This window comes from Micromonospora sp. NPDC048905, from assembly GCF_040649655.1.
In the GTDB taxonomy this organism is placed as follows: Bacteria; Actinomycetota; Actinomycetes; order Mycobacteriales; family Micromonosporaceae; genus Micromonospora.
The window spans coordinates 457,310-477,354 of record NZ_JBEZFV010000006.1 but is presented as its reverse complement, the minus strand read 5'-3'; the positions used below and the strand labels follow the sequence as shown (position 1 = coordinate 477,354).

Below are 20,045 nucleotides of genomic sequence, written 5' to 3'. Positions count from 1 at the left end.
TCCTTCGGAACCACCACGGGCAAGCAGCCATCAGCCACACCCCACCGCTCCGGGCATCCGAGACATCGATCCCGGACATCAACAATCTTATGGAGCAGTCATGACCCTCGTCCGCGCCGACCAGGCCAGCCGCCGGTACGGCGACGTCCTGGCCCTCGACCGCGTCGACCTGGAGGTCCGGGCCGGTGAGCTGGTCGGCCTCCTCGGGCCGAACGGCGCCGGCAAGAGCACCCTGATGAACCTGCTGGTGGGTCTGCGCCGCCCCACGTCCGGGCGGGTCGAGCTGTTTGGCGGCGACCCCCGCGACCCGGTGAGCCGCCGGCAGATCGGCGTCACTCCGCAGGAGACCGGCCTGCCGGGCACGCTGCGCGTCGGTGAGGTCGTCGACTTCGTCTCGGCGCACTACCCGGACCCGGTGCCGCGTGGGGAGTTGCTCGACCGCTTCGGTCTGGACGATCTCGTCCGACGGCAGTGTGGCGGCCTCTCCGGTGGGCAGCGGCGTCGGCTGGCGGTGGCGCTGGCGTTCGTCGGCCGGCCCCGCCTGGTGCTGCTCGACGAACCGACCACCGGCCTGGACGTGGCCGCCCGGCACACCCTGTGGGAGGCGATCCGCGCGTTCCACACCGACGGCGGGACGGTGCTGTTGAGCAGCCACTACCTGGAGGAGGTGGAGACGCTGGCACACCGGGTGGTCGTCATCGGGCAGGGCCGGGTGCTCGCCGACGACACGGTGGACGCGGTGCGCGGCATCGTCGGCGTACGTCGGGTCAGCCTGGTCACCGACGACCTCCCCGACCTGCCCGGGGTCGTTCGCAGTGAACGGATCGACGGGCGGCTGCACCTGCTCACCACCGACGCCGACGAGTTGGTCCGGGCGTTGGTCACGGCCGGGACCCCCTTCAGCGACCTGGAGGTGCGGCCGACCTCGCTGGAGGAGGCGTTCCTCGCCATCACCAGCGAGGACGCGCCCGGCGGGGACCGACCCGCCAGCGGCGACCGGCCCGCTACCGCCGCTGCCGGCGGCCTCACCACCACCGCCTGAGGAGGCCACCGTGCCGCTTGCCCTGGTCCACGCCCGCTACCAGCTTCTGGAGACCATCCGGATCCCGGTGGCCGTCGTCGGCAGCGCCTTCTTCCCGGCCGCTGCCATGATCTTCTTCGTGGTGCCGTTCGCCCGCGACGACGCGGTCGGTGCCACCTTCGCCACCGCGTCGATGGTCACCTTCTCGGTGATGAGCGCCAACATCTTCCAGTACGGGGTCGGCGTCGCGGAGGACCGCGACCAGCCGTGGAACCCGTACACCCGGACCCTGCCGGCCGGTGCGGCGCCCCGCTTCGCGGGTCGGGTGCTGGCCGGCCTGGCGTTGACGTACCTCTCGCTGATCCCGGTGGTGGTCATCGGCGCGACGCTCACGGCGGCCCGGATCACGCTGGCGGCGTTCCTGTTGACCGCCGTCACGGTGGCCGTCATCTCGGTGCCGTTCACGCTGATGGGCCTCGCCATCGGCTACTCGCTGCCGAGCAAGGCCGCGATCGTGGTGGCCCAGGTGGTCTTCCTGCCGCTCGCGTTCGGCGGCGGCCTGCTCTCCGCGCCGGGAGAAGCGCCCGGTTTCATCGAGACGATCGCGCCGTTCCTGCCCACCCGGGGCGCGGCCGAACTGATGTGGTCGGGGGTCGGTGACTACCCCGTCGAGCCGCTGGCAATGATCATGCTCGGCGTCTGGGTGGTGCTGCTCGCGGCCCTTGCCGCCTGGGCGTACCGACGGGACGAGGGTCGCCGGTTCAGCTGACGATTCGTCCGTTTCCGCCCCGCGCCGCAGCGGGACGGTGCCAGGATTCCGGCAGGGGGCCGCGGTGGCCACCCGGGCCGAGAGGGGTCTTTGACCGTGAGCACCGTCCCGCCGGGCACGCCCTGCTGGGCCGACCTGGCCACCCCGGACCTGACCGACGCGCGGCGCTTCTACCCCGAGCTGTTCGGATGGACCGGCCGGGTCACCCCGGAGCCCGAGGCGGGCGGTTACACGGTCTTCCTGCTCGACGGCAGACCGGTGGCCGGGGCCGGGCCGCCCGCGATCCCGGACCAGGTGCCCATCTGGTCGACGTACCTCGCCACCGACGACGCGGAACTGGTCGCCGGCCGGGTCGAACGGGCCGGTGGGCAGGTGGTGGTGCCGCCGTTCGAGGTATTCGACCGCGGCTGGATGGCGGTCTTCGCCGACCCGGCGGGCGCCACGTTCAGCGTCTGGCAGCCGCTGGCGATGGCCGGCGCCGAGGTGTTCAACGTGCCGGGCGCGATGAGCTGGAACGAACTGGTCACCCCCGACCCCGAGGGCGCGAAGGTCTTCTACGAGCTGGTGTTCGGCTGGCAGCCCGACGACCAGGCGGTCGGCCCGATGACGTACACCGGGTGGCGGCTCGGGACGCAGATCGTCGCCGGGATGATGCCGCCGCTGGCCGACGACTTCCCGGCCGACCTGCCCGCGTACTGGACGGTGTACTTCGCGGTGACCGACGCGGACGCCGCCGCGGCCCGCGCCGCCGAGCTGGGCGGCACGATCCTCGTCCCACCCCGCGACATCCCGGCGGGCCGCTTCGCCGCACTCCGCGATCCCCAGGGCGCCCTCTTCTCCGTCATCGACCTGGGTCCCTGACCCGGCGCGTGCGCGCTCAGGGCCGGGTGGGGCGGACCGGGACCACCAGCGGGCCGTGGGCGCCGGGGACGACCCGCACGCTGGCCCGGTAGTGGGTGGCGAGCAGGTGCTCGGTCAGCACGTCGGCCGGGGTTCCGGCGGCCACCACCTGACCGCCGGCGAGCATGACCATCCGGTCGGCGTACTCGCCGGCCAGGGAGAGGTCGTGCATCGTGGCGAGGACGGTCAGGCCGTGCTCGCGGCGCAACTGGTCGACCAGTTCCAGCACCTCCTGCTGGTGCCCGATGTCGAGCGCGCTCGTCGGCTCGTCGAGCAGCAGCAGCGTCGCGCCCTGGGCGAGCGCCCGCGCGAGGAACACCCGCTGCCGCTCGCCTCCGGAGAGGGTGGCCAGCTCACGGCGGTGGAAGCCGGTGAGGTCCAACCGGCCGAGCACCTCGTGCACGGCGTCGAGGTCGGCGGTCGACTCCCGGCCCAGCGTGGGGATGTACGGGGTGCGTCCGAGCAGCACGTAGTCCAGCACCGACATGCCGGGCGGCACCACCGGGGACTGCGCCACCGTGGCCACCACCCGGGCGCGGTCCCGCCGACGCAGCGCGGCGCTCGCCGTACCGAAGAGGGTGATCGTCCCCGGCGCGGGCAGCAGGCCGCCGACGGCGCGCAGCAGGGTCGACTTGCCGGCGCCGTTCGGGCCGATCACGGTGACCCACTCGCCCACGGCGACGGTGAGGTCGACGCCGGTCAGGATCGGCGTGCCGTCCAGGCGCACGTGCAGCCCGCGCACCTCGACCGCCGGCACGACGCCGCCGCCCCCCAGGGACGAAAGACCGCCGGACGGGAGATCCCCGGACCGGCCGGCGGCGGGCTCGCGGCTCATGTGAGCACCCGTCGGGCGGTTCGCAGCACCAGCACGAAGAACGGGCCGCCCAGTAGTGCGGTCACCACCCCGATCGGCACCTCGGAGGGAGCGGCGGCGGTGCGGGCCACCACGTCGGTGAGCGCCAGGAACGCGCCGCCGAACAGCAACGACATCGGCAGGATCACCCGGTAGCTCGATCCGGCGAGCAGCCGGACGGTGTGCGGCACGATGATGCCGACGAAGCCGATCAGCCCGGTGGCGGAGACCGCCGCCGCGGCGCCCAGGGAGGCGGCGGCGATCAGCAGGTACCGGGTGCGCTGCGGGTGCAGGCCCAGACTCCTCGCCTCGTCGTCGCCGACCGCGAGGACGTCCAGCTCACGGCGATGTAGCAGCACCACGACCGTGGTCAGCGCGGCGTACGGCAGCACCAGCAGCACGTCGTGCCAACCGGCGGTGGCCAGCCGACCGAGCAGCCAGGAGTAGACCGGCTGGATGCTGTCGGAGTGTCGTTGCAGCAGGTACGTCTGCCCGGCGGAGAGGAACGCGGAGACCGCCACCCCGGCCAGGATCAGCATCGCGGGCGAGCCGCGTCGCCCGCCGGCCGCGCCGAGCACGTAGGTCATCGTGACGGCCAGCAGCGAACCGGCGAACGCGGCCAACGGGATGGTCATCGGCAGCCCGGAGAGCGTGCCCTCCCGACCGGCGCCGCCGAGGGCGATCGCCGCGGTGACCGCGAGGCCGGCGCCCGCGGCCACACCGAGCAAATACGGGTCGGCCAGCGGGTTGCGGAACACACCCTGGTAGCACCCGCCGGCCATGGCGAGCAGACCGCCCACGAGCAGGCCCAGCACCACCCGGGGCAGTCGCAGTTCGGTGACGATCGCGGTCTCCCGCTCGGTCAGCCCACTGTCGAGGTGCACGCCCGGGATCAGGTTGAGCAGCTCGGCGGCGACGCTGCCCGGGGGCAGGCTCACCGGGCCGAGCGACACCCCGACGACGAGCGCGACGAGCACCGCGAACACCCCGGCGACCAGCCAACGCATCCGCAGCCCGGCAGGCCGGGCCGCGGGCAGCGGCCCGGTCACCGACGGACGACTGTCACGCGGGCACCTTGGCGACCGCGTCGATGATCACCCGGAGCAGGTCCACGACTCGTGGCCCCCAGCGGGAGGCGATGTCGTCGTCCAGCGCGATCACCTGGTTGTTCTTCACCGCGGTGAGGCCCGCCCAGCCGCTGCGAGCCTTGACCGTGTCGGCGCTCTGCTGGCAGCACTTGGCGTCGGCCAGGAAGACGAAGTCCGGGTCGGCCTTGACGATGAACTCCTGCGACAGCTGCGGGTAGCCGGCGCTCTTGCCGTCCGCGTCGGCCGGGTCGGCGATGTTCGTCAGGCCGGCCTGGCTGTAGAGCGAGCCGATGAAGGTCTTGCTCGTCGCGCTGTACAGCTCCGGGCCCAGCTCGTGGAAGTAGGTGAGCTTCTCGGCGCGCTGCGGCAGGTCCTTGACCAGCTTGGCGATGTCGTCCTTCATCCGGGTGGCGACGTCGGTGGCCTGGTCGGCGTGCCCGGTCAGCGTGCCCAGCTCGGTGATCTGCCGGTACGAGTCGTCGAGCGTGGTCGCCGCCGGCGTCAGGTAGACCGGGATCTTCAGCTTGCCGAGCTGCTCGACGATCTTGTTGCGGTCGTCGGAGAGCACCACGAGATCGGGATTCCTACCGGCGATCGCCTCGGCGTTCGGCTGGAAGGCGGAGAGGTCGGTCTTCGGCGCGTCGGCCGGGTAGTTCGACTGGTCGTCGACGGCGGTGACCTGCGGGCCGGCACCGATCGCGAAGAGCATCTCGGTGGCGGTGGGCGACAGCGCAACGATCTTCTCGGGGCGCTTGTCGAGGGTGAGCGCGCCGACCGTGACCGGGTACGTCGCGGCCGCGGTGCCGGCACTGGGCTTGTCGTCGGCCTTCTCGGCGCAGGCGCCGAGGGCGAGCGCGGCGACCGCGAGGGTCGCGGCGAAGAGCCGAGGGGTACGTCTGTTCATGGGGGCCTCCTGTCGGTCGAGGAGTGTGGTGCTTCGCCGACAGGGACTTTCGTACGCCCGCCCACGAGGCGCCCTTCCTCGAGAGCGCGTATCGCGACCGATCCGTAGGCGACCTGGCTCATCCCCACCGGCCGGTGGGGCATCACAGTTGCGGGACAGCGCCGGGTTTCGCACCGGCTTCGCTGCGGACTGGTCGCTAAGACGGTAGCGCACCGGCGGGACAGGCCAGATCGATCAAGCTTCGATCGTCGTACGTCGATTGGCGTGACCGCCACAGGGAGGCATATGTCCCGGATCTGGAGGCTCGGGAGGGGTGGTGGGGCCCCGTCGGGGCGGGACGGGACCCCACCCGCTCAGGAGGACGTGATGGTGACGTTGTCCACAGCGGCCTCCACGAGGCTGGCTCCGGAGGCGTCCGCCGCCTCGACGAGGATGCGGACCGACTGCCCGGCGTACGGGGTGAGGTTGAGGTTGGCTACCGCCCAGCTCCCGTTGCGGTTGCTGGCCGCGCCGGCCTGGCTGAGCAGCGCGGTGGTGCCGCCGCTGTGCACCACGCTCACCCGCAGGTAGTCCGCCGACGAGGCGTTCGAGCCGTGCGCCAGGTACCAGGCGAGCGAGAGGGTAAGCGTCCCGGACGACGGCAGGGTCACCGCCGGGGACCGGGCACTTGTCACGCCGCCGTCGACGTCGTAGTCACCGGCCGCCGAGCCGGCCAGCCGGCCGGTCACCAGGTCGTTGGACCCGGCGTACGGGGTGAGCTGCTTGGCGCCGGAGGACGTGGTCGCCTGGGCGGCACCCCGCTCGAACGCGCCGAGGGTGGCGGTGTCGGTACCGGACGGGTTGATGGTCCACCCGGTGGCGGTCTCGAAGGTGTCCGACCAGACCGTGGTGCCGCCACCACCGCCGCAGTACTGCGCCTGCTTGCCGATGGCCCGGTACGGGCAGTCGGCGTACTCGCTGAGCAGCAGCACGGCCTCCCGGTTGCGCGTGGTCTGGGCGGGAATCACCTCGTCGGGCGGGTAGAAGCCGCCACCACCGGACGAACCGGGGTACATCTCGAAGGTGTACGCCCAGATGTTGTGGGTGGCCCACATCCAGTCGAGGCTGTCCCCGTCGGTGATGTAGAGGTCGCTGGACTGCTCCGGGGTGTAGCTGTTGGTGGCGGCCATCTGCTGACCGATGGTGGCGAAGGTGTTGTACTGGTCCGCGCTCATCCCGGTCGCGGTGTTCGCGGTGGTGTAGCCGTACGGCCAGAGCACCAACTGCGAGTACGTGTGGAAGTCGATGTTCGCCTTGATCTGCTGCACGCCACCGACCACCCGGCCGTTGACGAAGTTGCGCAGCGCCTGCGTTTCCGGGGCGGAGAACGCCGACGGGCCACGGTAGGTCTCCGACGAGGTGGTGCCGGACGAGCCGCCGCAGCAACCCCAGTTGTAGGACCAGTTGCGGTTCAGGTCGGTGCCGACGTTCGACGAACCACTGTTGGGCTGCCGGTTCTTGCGCCAGGACCGGTACGACCCGGTGGCGATGTCGTACTCGCTGCCGTCCGGGTTGACCGTCGGCACGATCCAGATCTCGCGACCGTTGACGATGTTGGTGATCCGGGAGTCGTTGCCATAGCTGTCGGTGAAGAGGTTCAGCAGGTAGATCGCCATCTCCACGGTCAGGTGCTCGCGGGCGTGCTGCTGGGAGTTGAAGAGGATCTCCGGCTCGCTCTCGTCGGTGCCGACGTTGTCGGAGATCTTCACCGCCATCAGGTCGCGGCCCTCGTACGACGAACCGATGCTGATCTTGCGGGCGATCGCCGGGTGGTCGGCGACGACCTGGTTCACGACGGCGGTCAGTTCCGCGTAGTCGTGGTAGTTGGAGTCGGCGGGCGGGAAGGCCAGCGCGCCGAAGTCGCCGGCGCCGCGCTCGGCGTTGGGCGGCGGGGCGAGCGGTTCGAGCCGGAAGCCGAGCTTGCCGATCGCGGCGGCCTCACCGGCGGTCGCCGAGATGTGCAGGACTCCGTGTTCGGAGTAGTCGATGGCGGCTCCGGTGCGGGCCACCGCGTTGCGGTCGGCGAGGGTCCGGGGCCCGAGCACCCGGTAGCTGGCGGCGGCGGCCGGCTCGGAGGTGCGGTCCGGCGCTGGTCGGGCGGATACCGGACCGGCGGCGACGGTGACGATGCCCAGCCCGGTGACGACAGCGAGCACCAGGACGCGGCGGAGAGGGGTGGGCGTGCGGAGGGCCATGGACTACCTCCTCGATGGGCGGGAGATCCCGCTCGGTGAAGGACACTTCACCATCTGTCACATGGTCATATCAATATTGATCGTTAGCTGGTCCATCCCAGGCGGATCATCGCGGCGGCAATGATTTTCCATGCGCCAACATCTGGCGAAACTTCCTTCCGAGCGGAAAACTGACCAGCGACGATGCCCCTCTCGACACCCGCGGAGCACTCATGGCCAGATCCCGCTTGCGCGCGGGCGCCCTCGCCGGCGTCACCGCGCTCACCCTGCTCGCCACCACCGCGCCCGCGATGGCCGGCCGCCCACCCGCCGCCCGCCACGACGAGCAGATCACCTACCAGGACTGGTCCGGGCCCGCCGACTGGCACCGGGGCAGCCGGGACGGCACCCGCGTCGTGCCCGGCGCCCGAGCGGGCCTCACCCTGGCCCGCCCCGCCGGCACCACCGAGTACGCCGACCCACACACCGGCAGCACCCGCACCTGGGAGTACGGCACCTGGACCTCACCGGTGACCCGGATCGGGTTCGACGCCACCGAACTGATCGCCTCGTGGAACGCGGAGACCCCCGCCGGCACCTGGATCCAGGTGGAGATGCAGGGCGGCTACACCAGCGGAGACCACACCCCGTGGTACGTCCTGGGTCGCTGGGCGTCCGGCGACACCGACATCAAGCGGACGAGCGTCGAGCCGCAGGGCGATCCCTGGTCGACGATCTGGACCGACACCTTCAGCATCGACGACGCCGCCGCCGGGGTGCTTCTGCGGTCGTACCAGCTGCGGCTGACCCTCTACCGGGCACCCGGGCAGACCGCCGCGCCGGTGGTCCGGATGCTCGGCGCGATGAGTTCGACGGTGCCGGACCGCTTCACCGTGCCGCCGAGCGCCGGGCACATCGCCTGGGGCGTCGAGCTGCCGGTGCCGCGCTACTCGCAGAACGTGCACGCCGGGCACTACCCCGAGTACGACGGCGGCGGCGAGGCGTGGTGCTCGCCCACCTCCACCGAGATGGTGGTCGAGTACTGGGGTCGCAAGCCGTCGGCGGCCGACACCTCCTGGGTGGACCCGACCTACCCCGACCCGACCGTCAACCACGCCGCCCGGATGACCTTCGACTACGCGTACGACGGCGCGGGCAACTGGCCGTTCAACACCGCGTACGCGGCCAGCTACCCCGGGTTGGAGGGTCGGGTGACCCGACTGCACTCACTGGACGAGCTGGAGCGGTTCATCGCCGCCGGCATCCCCGTCGTGACCAGCCAGTCCTTCCTCGCCAGCGAGCTGGACGGGGCGAACTACGGCACCTCCGGGCACCTCTTCGTGGTGGTCGGCTTCACCGCCGACGGAGACGTGATCGTCAACGACCCGGCGTCGTCCAGCAACGAGGTGGTGCGCAACGTCTACAAGCGCGCGCAGTTCGAGCAGATCTGGCTGCGGACCAAGCGCACGAACGCCAGCGGCGGCGTCTCCGGTGGCTCCGGCGGCATCGCGTACCTGATCAAGCCGGTCTCGAAGCCCTGGCCCAAGGCCGACAACTCCACCAACTGGTAGCCGACCCAACCCACCGCCCCCAACCCACCCAACCCGGCCCGCCGAACGCGGTTGATCAAGAGGTTTGCGTCAAGGAATCGGCTTGCGGTGACGCAAACCTCTTGATCAACGCGTGGTGTCGGGGCCTTGGGGGCCTTTGGTGGGGGTGGGGTCTTGGTCTTCGCCGGCCAGGGCGGTGCGGAGGCGTTCCTTCTCCGTGCGGCGGCGCTCGGTGGCGTCGGCCATCTCCCCCGCCAACTCGTCGCGCCAACCGCGCAGCAGGAAGAAGGAGAGCGCGGCGGAGAAGGCCAGCGCCAACATCAGCTTCAGGAACACGTTCATGTCGACCAGCCAGAGGCCCGCGAGCACGGCGACGAACAGCCCGATCCGGCCCAGCGTGTACTTGAGCGCGGCGCTCACCTGCACCACTCCGTTCTCTCCGTCGCCCGCCGGTGCCGGCGGGACAGTCGATCCGCCCGGCGGGCGGTCCCGGTCAGCCGGTCCGGCGGGTCAGCCAGCGGACCCCCGGGAACCAGATCATCGCGTACGCCACGGTGAAGGCCCCCGCCGCCAACGTCCCGGAGAGCAGCGTCGGCAGGTCGGCGGCCAGACCGGCGATCAGCAGCCCGACGAACACCCCGACGGCGGCGGCGACCACCGCTGCCACCACCCGGGCCGCGCCGAACGACCAGGCCCGGAAATCGTCCCAGAACAGCCAGGCGGGCAGGATCACGGCCAGCCAGCCGTTGGTGTGCCCGAAGTCGCCGGCCCCGAGCGAGGCGAACGCCCAGTCGAACAACACCAACGCCAGCGCACCGATCACCAGACCGGCCAGGCAGACCCCGAGCAGATCACCAAGGGTACGAACGCGCCCCTCGGCGTCCCGACGGGGAAACCCGCCCTGCTGCTCGGAACCACTCTGCTCGGTCATCGACTGCGAGGGTACGTGGCGGCTCAGGCCCAGACCTGCTGCGGCTCGGCGCGGCGCTCGGCCAGCGACGGGGCCTTGTCGTACTCGCGCACCACGTTGTAGCGGGTGTCCCGCTCGACCGGCTGGAAACCGGCGTCCCAGATCAGGTGCAGCAGGTCGTCGCGGTGCATCGTGTTCGGGGTGCCGTACGAGTCGGCATCGTGCGTGATCTTGTATTCGACGACCGAGCCGTCCAGGTCGTCCACGCCGAAGTTCAGCGAGAGCTGGGCAACCGACAGCCCGTGCATCACCCAGAAGTTCTTCAGGTGCGGCACGTTGTCGAAGAGCAGCCGGGACACGGCGAACGTCTTCAGCGACTCGGCCGGCGAGGCCATCGTGGTGCGCGCCTGGATCCGGTTACGGATCTTGCCGTCCGCCGAGTCGACGAAGTCGTGCTGGTAGCGCAGCGGGATGAAGACCGCGAAGCCGCCGGTCTCGTCCTGCAACTCGCGCAGCCGCAGCACGTGGTCGACCCGGTGCCGGGGCTCCTCGATGTGGCCGTACAGCATGGTGGCCGGGGTCTTCATGCCCTTGCTGTGCGCCAGGGCGTGGATGCGCGACCAGTCCTCCCAGTGGCAGGCGTGGTCGACGATGTGCTGCCGGACCTCCCAGTCGAAGATCTCCGCGCCACCACCGGTCAGCGACTCCAGGCCGGCGTCCATCAGCTCGTCGAGGATCTCGTCGGCGCTCAGGCCGCTGATCTTCTCGAACCACTGCACCTCGGTCGCCGTGAAGCACTTGAGCTTGACGTTCGGCAGCGCCGCCTTCAGCTCGCGCAGCACCTTCGGGTAGTAGCGCCAGGGCAGCGTGGGGTGCAGGCCGTTGACGATGTGCAGCTCGGTGAGCTGCTCGTCCTCCATCTCCTTGGCCTTGCGGACCGCCTCGTCGATGCGCATCGTGTACGCGTCCTTCTCGCCCGGCTTGCGCTGGAACGAGCAGTACGCACAGGACGCCGAGCAGACGTTCGTCAGGTTGAGGTGCCGGTTGACGTTGAACATCACCCGCTCGCCGTTCAGCTCGGTGCGCTTGTGGTGCGCCAGCCGCCCCAGCCAGGTCAGGTCGTCGCTCTCGTAGAGGGCGACCCCGTCCTCGCGGGTCAGCCGCTCACCGGCGTACACCTTCGCTTCGAGCTCACGCTTGAGTCCGGCGTCCATGGCACGTCCCTTCCACCTGCGGTCGAATCGAGCGTACGTCGAGGGGCCGAGCACCCCGGCGGCACGGTCGGCGACAGCGACCCACTTCACCAGACTCTCAGCCTCCCGTAACCCTGCAACGCATCGACATGAGTGGCGAGGTGCGGTAGTAACAAGGTGGGGCGGAACACACACACTGGTACCGTCCCGGCGGCCGCGCCCACCGAGCGCGGCGACGAGCGGTCGAACGGGGAGCGGAATGGTCTACAGCGGGCGCGGGCGACGGCAGCGACGACGGAGCCCGGTGATCTCGCCGGTCCTGCGTCCGAAGCTCTGGGCCGCCCTGCTCGGCGCGATCGCCGCCGCCGTGATGGCCACCCCCGTCTACGCCGATCCCGCGGTGCCCACGACCGTGCCGGACGTCGGCGCCCGCCCGCCGGCGGTCGGCGCGCTCCAGCCGCCCGGCGTCCCGCCCTTCGGCGGTGCCCCGACGCCTCCGGTGGGCAACATCGGCACCGGCCCGCTGGCCGCACAGATCTACGCCGCCGAGACCCGGGTCGGCACGCTCGGCGAGGAGTTGCTGCAGAGTCGACAGAAACGCACCGACGCCCAGGCCCAGCTCGACGCGGCCGGCAAGGTGCTCGCGACCGCGCAGGACGCCCTGCTCCGGGCTCAGCAGGACGCCGACGCGGCCGCCGCGGACGCCGTGAAGGCAGACGCCGCGCTGCCGCCCGGCGATTTCGCCCAGGACCTCCGTGGGCTGAGCCGCCTGCAGCAGATCACCCGCGGCGAGAAGGTCGACGGCGGCACCACCGGGGTGGCCGGGGCGTTGGCCCGGGCCCGCGCCGACGAGCAGGCCGCCTACCAGAAGCACACCGAAGCCAAGGATGTGCTCACCGCCGCCCAGTCGCAGTTCACCACGGGCGAGACGGCACTCCGTGCGGCCGAGGCGGGTCTGCTCAAACTGCGCAAGGACAACTCCGCCCAGCTGATCGAGATCGAACGCCAGCAGGAAGCCACCGAGCAGCAGTTCGGCGCCGGCTACGTCACCAACCAGAACATCAGCGGGATGGCCGCGCACCCCCGCGCGATGGCCGCGGTCCGGTACGCGCTGGCCCAGCTCGGCGACCCGTACAAGTGGTCCGAGGAGGGCCCGAATCAGTTCGACTGCTCCGGTCTGATGTGGGCGGCGTACCGGTCCCCGGGCGCCGACTACTTCGACCTGCCGCGGGTCTCCCGCGACCAGTACGCCGCCACCCGTAGCCGGACCGTGCCGCAGAGCGCGCTGCTCCCCGGCGACCTGCTCTTCTTCGCGTCCGGCAGCAGCTGGACGACGATCCACCACGTTGCCATGTACATCGGCAACGGCAAGATGGTGCAGGCGCCCACCACCGGCGACGTCGTCAAGATCTCGGTGGTCAGCTGGTCTCGGCTGTATGCCGCGACCCGGGTGATCGGCGCGGTGCCGGCACCGATCGTGACCGTTCCCACCGTGCCGGTCACGCCGCCCACCATCAAGCCCACCCCGAAGCCGACGCCCACGCCGACGACCAATCCGACGCCCACCGGGTCGGCCACGCCGCCGCCGAGCGGACCGACCACCACCCCGACGCCGACGGACAGCGCGACGACGCCACCGCCCACGACGACGCCACCGACGACGCCACCGCCGCCCACGCCGACCGAGAGCGCCTCGGAGACCCCGCCGGCCACCCCGGACAACACGCCGTCGACGCTGCCCTCGGCGCCCACCAGCGCACCGAGCAGCGGCGAACCGCCGAGCACACCGAAGGCCAGCACGAGCGGGACGGGCAGCGGCAGCTCGACGGGCAGCCCCAGCGCCACTGGTTGATCCGCCACGACCGGCTCCGGCTGTCCGCTCGGGACGATCTGTGGCACCGTGACATCCAGGCACATCCGACCCGACGTCTCGGGTCCGGGTGCGAGCGTGGCACGGAGGGCGGAGATGGCCGAGCAGAGTGATCCGGCGGAGACTGTCGACCCCAGGGTCGAGCAAGCCGACCCATCCGGGCCGGGCACCGTCGACCCGGCGTCCCCCACCGACGCCTCCGCGGCGTCCCCTGCCGCCCGCCCGGCCCGCACCGCCGCCAGCCCGGCGGACTCCCAGGCCGGCCTGGCCAGCACGGACGCCAGCCCGGCCAGCACGGACGCCGGCCCGGCCCGCACCGCCTCCAGCCCGGCGGACCCTCACGCCGGCCCGGCCAGCACGGACGCCGGCCCGGCCAGCACGGACGCCGGCCCGGCCAGCACGGACGCCAGCCCGGTTTCGGACGACATCGCCACCGGTGACGACGCCTCCGGCGACGCTGGCGCTGCTCTCGGCAGCAGCGGCGTCGGCGCGGACGTTCCCGGCCCGGACGCCGGACAGCCGGTAGTCACCGGCCCCAGCGGCGGCCAGTCTGCCCCCGCCGGAGATCAACCGGAGCAGGCCGCCGCACCGGTACGCGCCCGCGCCAGCGTCGCGACCGCCGGGGCTCTCCGCAGTGACCTGCCGGCCAGCGCCCCGGTCAGCGCGACCACCTACCGCGCGACCGGCTCAGCCGGTTCGTCCGGGTCACCCGGCCCCGTCGACGTCTCGTTGCCGGGGCAGCGCAACGACTCGGCCGCGCCGGCCCGGGCCAGCGCCACGGTTCCCGGCAGCAGTCGGGCCACGCCCGATGCCCTGGGCACTCCGGACGCCCGGAGCAGCACGCCCGGCGTGTACCGGGCCGGACCGGTGCGCCCCGAGCCAGCCGACCCGGGGCAGGCACCCGAGCCCGCCCAGCCGCCGGAGCCGACACCCCCGCCACCCGGTCCTGGGCCGACCCAGCCGTCGCCAGCCGAACCGGAGCCCGCTCCCGCCCCGGGGCCGTACCCGCCCGACCCGAGGCCGACGCCCGGGCCGGCCCCCCGGCCCACGCCGTCCCCCGGTCCGGTCCCGCCCGTTCCGGGTCCACCCATCCCGCCGCCCTCGCCGATGCCGCCCATCCCGGGTCCGCCGGCGCCGCCCATTCCGAGCCCGCCCGTGCCGCCACCCGGTCCGCCGGTGCCGGCGCCACCCGGCCCGCCCGGCCCGATGCCGGCACCACCGTTCCCGCCGCCGCCAGCGATGATCGACACGCCCGGCGTGCGGGCCAGCGCGGCGGTTTCCGCACCGTCGGGTGGGTGGCCGTCCACCGTCGGGACGGCACGCCCGGCCTCCGGCGACGGGTGGACCGGGGCACCCGTCTCCGCGCCGCCCGTGGTGCCCGCGCCCGCCCTGCCGAGTTGGCCGCCGTCCACCACCGGCGTTTCCCGGTCGGCCGGGAGTGACAGCGGACAGCCGCGCGTGGCCTCCGGCGCTTCCCGCTCGACCGGGGATGGCGGCGGAAGCCCGCTCGGGGCCGCGTCGACAGGCAAGCCTTCGGGTGGCTCCACCGCCCGGGGCGCGGCCAGCGGCGGCCGACACGACGGCGGCTCTGACCTGGCCGGCACCGTCTACGGCAGCGGCGATGGGCCGGGCTTCGCCACGATCGCGATCCCCGCCAACGCGGTGGAGAATTCCGGGTCGCTGACCGGGCACATCCTGGCCCAGGGATGGGCGGACACGCCGGCCGAACGATCCCGGAACACCCGGGTGATGATCGTCCTGGCCGCCGCCCTCGGGCTGCTGGTGGCGATCAGCGTCATGGTCGTACTCCTCGCTGGTGACGCGCTTGACGGTCTGGTGGGCAACGTGCTCAACGGGTGAGCCACCGAGCGGGACGATGGTGAGTCCGCCCACTACCGTCCGGCAACCGGCTGGCGGCTTCGCCGGATCGCCGTACACTTGCTGAGATCACTGACCCGGCGCGCGTGGTGTGCGCCCCTGGGCGATCTTGCGGGCGATCCGGCGGCACAGCCGCGGCAGGCCATCGCGAAGATGCGCCCCGCTCGAAAGGCTTTTGTTGACCACCTCTGCTGACCCCAGCACTGTTACGTCCGTTACCCACTCAGCTCCGACGACCGACACCGCCCGGGAGCAACTCGACGCCTCCCCGAGCGAGGCCGGCACCGCGCCGGCCGAGACCGCCGCCCCGACGGTGGCCCCCGATCCGATCACCTTCGCCTCCCTCGGCCTGCCCGAGCCGCTGGTCCGGGCGCTGAGCCAGCAGGGCATCACCAGCCCGTTCGAGATCCAGCGGGCCACCGTTCCGGACGCGCTGGCCGGCCGTGACGTGCTGGGCCGGGGGCAGACCGGTTCGGGCAAGACGTTGGCCTTCGGTCTGCCGATGATCGCCCGGCTGGCCAAGCGCAACCGGGCCCGGCCGATGCGTCCGCGCGCCCTGGTCCTGGTTCCCACCCGCGAGCTGGCCATGCAGGTCAACGACGCGCTCCTGCCGCTGGGCAAGTCCGTCGGCATCTTCCTCAAGACCGCCGTCGGCGGTGTCCCGTACGACCGTCAGATCGACGCGTTGCGGCGCGGCGTGGAGATCATCGTCGCCACCCCGGGCCGGCTCGGCGACCTGATCGAGCGGGGCATCTGCCAGCTCGACGACGTCGAGGTCACGGTGCTCGACGAGGCCGACCAGATGGCCGACATGGGCTTCCTGCCCGAGGTGACCGACCTGCTGTCGAAGACCCCCGCGAACGGTCAGCGGCTGCTCTTCTCGGCCACTCTCGACGGTGACGTCGACGCGCTGGTCAGGCGGTTCATGACCGATCCGGTGACGCACTCCACGGCGCCCTCCACCGCGTCGGTGTCCACCATGGATCACCACATGCTGTTGATTCCGCCGCACGAGAAGTTCCCGGTGGCGGCCTCGATCGCCGCGCGGGACGGCCGGACGATGGTCTTCGCCCGCACCCAGCTCGGCGTGGACCGTCTGGTCGAGCAACTCGCGGCGGTCGGCGTACGCGCCGGTGGGCTGCACGGCGGCAAGACCCAGCGGATGCGTACCAAGACGTTGGCCGAGTTCCGTGAGGGCCGGATGAACGTGCTGGTCGCCACGGACGTGGCGGCTCGGGGCATCCACGTCGACGGCGTCACCCTGGTGCTGCACGTCGACCCGCCGAAGGACCCCAAGGACTACCTGCACCGCGCGGGGCGTACGGCTCGCGCTGGCGAGTCCGGCGCGGTCGCGACCCTGGTGCTGCCCAAGCAGCGCCGCACCACCCTGGCGATGATGGAGAAGGCCGGCGTCGCGCCGGCCGAGACCCGGGTGCGGGTCGGCGACCAGGCTCTGGCCGAGCTGGTCGGTGCCCGCGAGCCCAGCGGCGTCCCGGTTCGCCTCGAGGCGGAGCCCCGGGGCTACGGCGACCGTTCCGGCGGCTCGCGTCGCTTCGACGACCGCTCCGGCGGCCCGCGCCGGTTCGGTGATCGCCCGCAGGGCGAGCGGCGTTACGGCGACCGCCCGACCGGCGAGCGTCGCTTCGGCGACCGCCCGCAGGGCGACCGCCAGTACGGGGACCGCCCGCAGGGCGAGCGGCGTTACGGCGACCGGCCGACCGGCGAGCGTCGCTTCGGCGACCGCCCCCAGGGCGACCGCCAGTACGGGGACCGTCAGCACAGCGACCGCCCGCAGGGCGAGCGGCAGCACAGCGACCGCCCGCAGGGCGAGCGGCGTTACGCCGATCGGGACACCCGGGGTTACGGCGACCGGCCGCAGGGCGAGCGCCGGTTCGGCGACCGGCCGCAGTTCGGCGACCGGGACGCTCGTCCGACCGGCGAGCGTCGCTTCGGCGACCGTCCGCAGGGTGACCGCCAGTACGGGGACCGCCCGACCGGTGAGCGTCGCTTCGGTGACCGCGACACCCGGGGTGGCTTCCGCCCGGAGAGCCGTGTTCGGGACGACCGGCCGCGCGACGACCGCCCGCGCGACGACCGCCCGCGCGACGACCGGCGCGGTTTCGGCGGGCGACCGCCGGCGCGTACCCACTGATCCACTGATCCACCCGAACGCCGTCGCGGAGCTCGTCCTTCGCGGCGGCGTTCGCGCATGCCCTGCCGATGTCGGCCCGGTCGCGTAACGTCCGGCTCATGCCGACCATGCCTAAGTCGATCTTCTGGTCCCGGACGGACACCGCCGGCAGCGAGCAGGTGCTGCTCGACGATGGTCGCGGGTTGACGGCTCGGGGCACGCTGCTCGCCGTGGACCCGATCCCCTGGACCGCCCGTTACCAGCTGACCACCGCGCCGGACTGGACCACCACGCGGGTCGAGGTCGAGGCCGAAGGGCTGGGCTGGCTGCGCAGGGTCAAGCTGGAGCGGTCCGCGGACCGGTGGCGGGTGACCACCGCCGAGCAGGGGGACCTGGACGCGGCACTGGTCGCCGCCGGTCACCCGCGGGCCGGTCTGCCGGGCACGGACGACCCGGACCGGCTGGCCGACGCGCTCGACGTCGACCTGAGCGGTTCGCCGCTGTTCAACACCCTGCCGGTCCACCGGCTCGGGTTGGCCGCCGAGCCGGCCGATCTGGCCCACCGGATCACCGTTGCCTGGGTGCTGCTGCCCGGTCTGGAGGTGGTGGCGGCGGAGCAGATCTACAGCGGGCTCGGGCCGGGTCGGGTGCGCTTCGCCAGCGGCACCTTCACCGCCGACATCGATCTGGACGACAGCGGTTACGTGGTCCGCTACCCCGGGCTGGCCGAGCGGATCGATCCGCGCTGACCGCGCCCGCCGATCTCAGCGGGGCCAGGTGCCGCTGGTCAGGAAATGTTCGATCGTGGCCAGGTGCGGCGTCAGGTCGAGGCCCTGGGCGGTCACCCAGTCGTCGGAGTAGTAGGTGTCGGCGTACCGGTCGCCCGGATCGCAGATCAGGGTGACCACCGAGCCGGTCCGGCCCTCGGCGAGCATCCCGGCGATCAGGCCGAACGCACCCCACAGGTTGGTGCCGGTGGAGCCGCCCACGCGGCGCCCGAGGAGCGTCGATCCGGCGCGCATCGCGGCCAGTGACGCCGCGTCCGGCACCTGGACCATCCGGTCCACCACCGAGGGCAGGAACGACGCCTCCACGGTGGGGCGGCCGATCCCCTCGATCCGGGAGCCCTTTCCGGTCCGTACCGACCAGTCGGCGGCCAGCCAGGCCGGGTAGAACGCCGAGTTCTCCGGGTCGACCACGCAGAGTTTGGTGGCGAGCCGGCGGTACCGGGCATACCGGCCGATGGTCGCGCTGGTGCCCCCGGTGCCGGCGCCCACGACGACCCAGGCCGGAATCGGGTGCCGCTCCAACTCCAACTGCGCGTAGATCGACTCGGCGATGTTGTTGTTGCCCCGCCAGTCGGTCGCCCGCTCGGCGTAGGTGAACTGGTCCATGAAGTGCCCGCCGGAGTCCTCGGCGAGCCAGCGCGCCTCGACCACCACTGTCGCGGGGTCGTCCACCAGGTGACACCGGCCACCCTGGAACTCGATCTGCGCGATCTTCTCGGGCGAGGTGGAGGAGGGCATCACGGCGATGAACGGCAGTCCGAGCATCCGGGCGAAGTACGCCTCGGAGACCGCCGTGGAGCCCGACGACGCTTCGACGATCGTGGTGCTCGGCCCGATCCAGCCGTTGCAGAGCCCGTAGAGAAACAGCGAACGGGCCAGGCGGTGCTTCAGTGAGCCGGTGGGGTGGGACGACTCGTCCTTGAGGTAGAGGTCGATCCCCCAGGCCCGGGGCAGGGGGAACGGCAGCAGGTGGGTGTCGGCCGAGCGGTTCGCGTCCGCCTCGACGGTGGCGATCGCCTCCGTCACCCAGGTCCGGCTGGCCTCGTCGCACCGGTCGAGATGAGTCACGCTCGGAAACGTAGCAAGCAGGTCAGGGGCGGTCAGCGCCGGTCCGGTGGCGTGGACCTCCGGAGTTGCCGGCGTTGGCCGGCCCGGCCGGCGGCCCGGACCAGCGGGGTGAGCGCGACGGCGAGCCGGGGCAGCGCGTCCAGCAGGCGTACCTGTGCTCCCCGCCAGCGCGGCAGGCTGACCACCGGGCGTGGTTGGCGGGCCAGCCGGACCGCCCGGGCGGCCACCCGCTGGGCGGTCAGCATCGACCCGGTGAACGAGGCCACCGCCCCCGGGTCGTCCAGCCGATCGTGCAGCATCGGGGTCCAGATGCCGTCCGGGCAGAGGCAGGAGACGTGGATCCGCCGGTAGCCGGCCATCCGCAGGTCGGAGAGGGTGCCGAGGCTGAAGGCCAGCAGGGCGTGCTTGCTGGCCGCGTACACCGTCTCGCCGGGCGCGGCGACCAACCCGGCCAGCGAGACGACGTTGAGCACGTGGCCGTGGCCCTGCTCACGCATGACGGCCAGCGCGGCGAGGGTGCCGTTCATGGCGCCGTGGGCGTTGACGTCGAACATCCGGCGGCGGGTCGCGCCGTCGTGCTCCCACGACGGCCCGGTGCTCAGGATGCCGGCGTTGTTGACCCAGAGGGCGAGGTCACCGCGGCCGGCCGCGGTCGCGGCGATGCCGGCGCAGGCGTCCTCGTCCCGGACGTCCAGGACGGCCGACCACCCGCCGAGCGTTGCCGCGGCGGCGCCCACCGCCCGGGCGTCGAGGTCGGTGAGCAGCACCGACCAGCCGTCGGCGTGCAGCGCGGCGGCGATGGCGCGGCCCAGGCCGCCGGCAGCACCGGTCACCACTGCCACGCGACGTCCCTGCGGGGTCATCGGCGCACGCTACCGCCGGCCGATCCGGCGACACCAGGGGTACGCG

At 72.4% G+C, this 20,045-nt stretch carries 17 protein-coding genes; 8 read left to right on the top strand and 9 right to left on the bottom strand.

Features of this window, described 5'->3' with window-relative positions; translation table 11 throughout:
• Nucleotides 1-100 precede the first annotated feature (100 nt).
• From AB0C01_RS19205 to AB0C01_RS19195, 3 genes are all read left to right on the top strand, one after another.
• The gene (locus tag AB0C01_RS19205; RefSeq protein ID WP_357244018.1) at nucleotides 101-1,042 is read left to right on the top strand and encodes an ABC transporter ATP-binding protein; all 942 of its coding nucleotides are present in this window, start codon (nucleotides 101-103) and stop codon (nucleotides 1,040-1,042) included.
• 10 nt (nucleotides 1,043-1,052) lie between these two features.
• Nucleotides 1,053-1,790, top strand: a complete 738-nt coding sequence (locus AB0C01_RS19200) for an ABC transporter permease (RefSeq protein WP_357244015.1) — start codon at nucleotides 1,053-1,055, stop codon at nucleotides 1,788-1,790.
• Between the two features lie 96 nt (nucleotides 1,791-1,886).
• Nucleotides 1,887-2,651, top strand: coding sequence for a VOC family protein (locus AB0C01_RS19195; RefSeq protein WP_357244012.1), 765 nt, complete (start codon nucleotides 1,887-1,889; stop codon nucleotides 2,649-2,651).
• A 16-nt stretch (nucleotides 2,652-2,667) separates the two neighbouring features.
• Here the strand turns inward: AB0C01_RS19195 and AB0C01_RS19190 are convergent, their stop codons facing one another.
• The 4 genes from AB0C01_RS19190 to AB0C01_RS19175 all read right to left on the bottom strand — a co-directional run bounded on the left by AB0C01_RS19190 (nucleotide 2,668) and on the right by AB0C01_RS19175 (nucleotide 7,769).
• On the bottom strand, nucleotides 2,668-3,525 hold the full coding sequence (locus AB0C01_RS19190) for an ABC transporter ATP-binding protein (protein ID WP_357571736.1): 858 nt from the start codon (nucleotides 3,523-3,525) through the stop codon (nucleotides 2,668-2,670).
• Nucleotides 3,522-4,550 (bottom strand): iron ABC transporter permease, encoded by a 1,029-nt coding sequence (locus AB0C01_RS19185; protein WP_357571754.1) that lies wholly within the window; start codon nucleotides 4,548-4,550, stop codon nucleotides 3,522-3,524. Before AB0C01_RS19185 ends, AB0C01_RS19190 begins: the two co-directional genes overlap by 4 nt.
• A gap of 55 nt (nucleotides 4,551-4,605) precedes the next feature.
• Nucleotides 4,606-5,535: an ABC transporter substrate-binding protein gene (locus AB0C01_RS19180; RefSeq protein WP_357571735.1), complete on the bottom strand. Its 930-nt coding sequence runs from the start codon at nucleotides 5,533-5,535 to the stop codon at nucleotides 4,606-4,608.
• A 353-nt stretch (nucleotides 5,536-5,888) separates the two neighbouring features.
• Nucleotides 5,889-7,769: a M14 family metallopeptidase gene (locus AB0C01_RS19175; protein WP_357244003.1), complete on the bottom strand. Its 1,881-nt coding sequence runs from the start codon at nucleotides 7,767-7,769 to the stop codon at nucleotides 5,889-5,891.
• Nucleotides 7,770-7,981: 212 nt separating this feature from the next.
• Here AB0C01_RS19175 and AB0C01_RS19170 point away from each other — a divergent pair, with 212 nt between their 5' ends.
• Nucleotides 7,982-9,319 (top strand): C39 family peptidase, encoded by a 1,338-nt coding sequence (locus AB0C01_RS19170; RefSeq protein ID WP_357244000.1) that lies wholly within the window; start codon nucleotides 7,982-7,984, stop codon nucleotides 9,317-9,319.
• 105 nt (nucleotides 9,320-9,424) lie between these two features.
• Here AB0C01_RS19170 and AB0C01_RS19165 read toward each other — a convergent pair whose 3' ends face one another.
• From AB0C01_RS19165 to mqnE, 3 genes are all read right to left on the bottom strand, one after another.
• Complete coding sequence (locus AB0C01_RS19165; protein WP_357571753.1) at nucleotides 9,425-9,718, bottom strand: DUF4229 domain-containing protein; 294 nt, start codon at nucleotides 9,716-9,718, stop codon at nucleotides 9,425-9,427.
• 73 nt (nucleotides 9,719-9,791) lie between these two features.
• Nucleotides 9,792-10,229, bottom strand: coding sequence for a hypothetical protein (locus tag AB0C01_RS19160; protein ID WP_357243998.1), 438 nt, complete (start codon nucleotides 10,227-10,229; stop codon nucleotides 9,792-9,794).
• A 23-nt stretch (nucleotides 10,230-10,252) separates the two neighbouring features.
• Entirely contained in the window at nucleotides 10,253-11,422 is a 1,170-nt protein-coding gene (gene mqnE, locus AB0C01_RS19155) for an aminofutalosine synthase MqnE (RefSeq protein WP_091395685.1), read from the bottom strand.
• Between the two features lie 238 nt (nucleotides 11,423-11,660).
• Here mqnE and AB0C01_RS19150 point away from each other — a divergent pair, with 238 nt between their 5' ends.
• The 4 genes from AB0C01_RS19150 (at nucleotide 11,661) to AB0C01_RS19135 (ending at nucleotide 18,029) form a co-directional block, all read left to right on the top strand.
• The gene (locus AB0C01_RS19150) at nucleotides 11,661-13,253 is read left to right on the top strand and encodes a C40 family peptidase (protein WP_357571734.1); all 1,593 of its coding nucleotides are present in this window, start codon (nucleotides 11,661-11,663) and stop codon (nucleotides 13,251-13,253) included.
• A 114-nt stretch (nucleotides 13,254-13,367) separates the two neighbouring features.
• The gene (locus tag AB0C01_RS19145; RefSeq protein ID WP_357571733.1) at nucleotides 13,368-15,131 is read left to right on the top strand and encodes a hypothetical protein; all 1,764 of its coding nucleotides are present in this window, start codon (nucleotides 13,368-13,370) and stop codon (nucleotides 15,129-15,131) included.
• Between the two features lie 331 nt (nucleotides 15,132-15,462).
• Entirely contained in the window at nucleotides 15,463-17,301 is a 1,839-nt protein-coding gene (locus AB0C01_RS19140) for a DEAD/DEAH box helicase (protein WP_357244120.1), read from the top strand.
• A 107-nt stretch (nucleotides 17,302-17,408) separates the two neighbouring features.
• Complete coding sequence (locus tag AB0C01_RS19135; protein ID WP_357244117.1) at nucleotides 17,409-18,029, top strand: putative glycolipid-binding domain-containing protein; 621 nt, start codon at nucleotides 17,409-17,411, stop codon at nucleotides 18,027-18,029.
• 15 nt (nucleotides 18,030-18,044) lie between these two features.
• Here AB0C01_RS19135 and AB0C01_RS19130 read toward each other — a convergent pair whose 3' ends face one another.
• Nucleotides 18,045-19,136 (bottom strand): PLP-dependent cysteine synthase family protein, encoded by a 1,092-nt coding sequence (locus tag AB0C01_RS19130; protein ID WP_357571732.1) that lies wholly within the window; start codon nucleotides 19,134-19,136, stop codon nucleotides 18,045-18,047.
• A 32-nt stretch (nucleotides 19,137-19,168) separates the two neighbouring features.
• The gene (locus tag AB0C01_RS19125) at nucleotides 19,169-19,999 is read right to left on the bottom strand and encodes an SDR family NAD(P)-dependent oxidoreductase (RefSeq protein ID WP_357571731.1); all 831 of its coding nucleotides are present in this window, start codon (nucleotides 19,997-19,999) and stop codon (nucleotides 19,169-19,171) included.
• Nucleotides 20,000-20,045: the final 46 nt, after the last annotated feature.

What these genes read in the sequence shown, in the direction of transcription:
- AB0C01_RS19170 (WP_357244000.1), top strand. Translation starts at nt 7,982, where the DNA reads ATGGCCAGATCCCGCTTGCGCGCGGGCGCCCTCGCCGGCGTCACCGCG.
- AB0C01_RS19150 (WP_357571734.1), top strand. Translation starts at nt 11,661, where the DNA reads ATGGTCTACAGCGGGCGCGGGCGACGGCAGCGACGACGGAGCCCGGTG.
- AB0C01_RS19145 (WP_357571733.1), top strand. Translation starts at nt 13,368, where the DNA reads ATGGCCGAGCAGAGTGATCCGGCGGAGACTGTCGACCCCAGGGTCGAG.
- AB0C01_RS19135 (WP_357244117.1), top strand. Translation starts at nt 17,409, where the DNA reads ATGCCTAAGTCGATCTTCTGGTCCCGGACGGACACCGCCGGCAGCGAG.
- AB0C01_RS19160 (WP_357243998.1), bottom strand. Translation starts at nt 10,229, where the DNA reads ATGACCGAGCAGAGTGGTTCCGAGCAGCAGGGCGGGTTTCCCCGTCGG.
- AB0C01_RS19205 (WP_357244018.1), top strand. Translation starts at nt 101, where the DNA reads ATGACCCTCGTCCGCGCCGACCAGGCCAGCCGCCGGTACGGCGACGTC.
- AB0C01_RS19180 (WP_357571735.1), bottom strand. Translation starts at nt 5,535, where the DNA reads ATGAACAGACGTACCCCTCGGCTCTTCGCCGCGACCCTCGCGGTCGCC.
- mqnE (WP_091395685.1), bottom strand. Translation starts at nt 11,422, where the DNA reads ATGGACGCCGGACTCAAGCGTGAGCTCGAAGCGAAGGTGTACGCCGGT.
- AB0C01_RS19175 (WP_357244003.1), bottom strand. Translation starts at nt 7,769, where the DNA reads ATGGCCCTCCGCACGCCCACCCCTCTCCGCCGCGTCCTGGTGCTCGCT.
- AB0C01_RS19190 (WP_357571736.1), bottom strand. Translation starts at nt 3,525, where the DNA reads ATGAGCCGCGAGCCCGCCGCCGGCCGGTCCGGGGATCTCCCGTCCGGC.
- AB0C01_RS19185 (WP_357571754.1), bottom strand. Translation starts at nt 4,550, where the DNA reads ATGCGTTGGCTGGTCGCCGGGGTGTTCGCGGTGCTCGTCGCGCTCGTC.
- AB0C01_RS19125 (WP_357571731.1), bottom strand. Translation starts at nt 19,999, where the DNA reads ATGACCCCGCAGGGACGTCGCGTGGCAGTGGTGACCGGTGCTGCCGGC.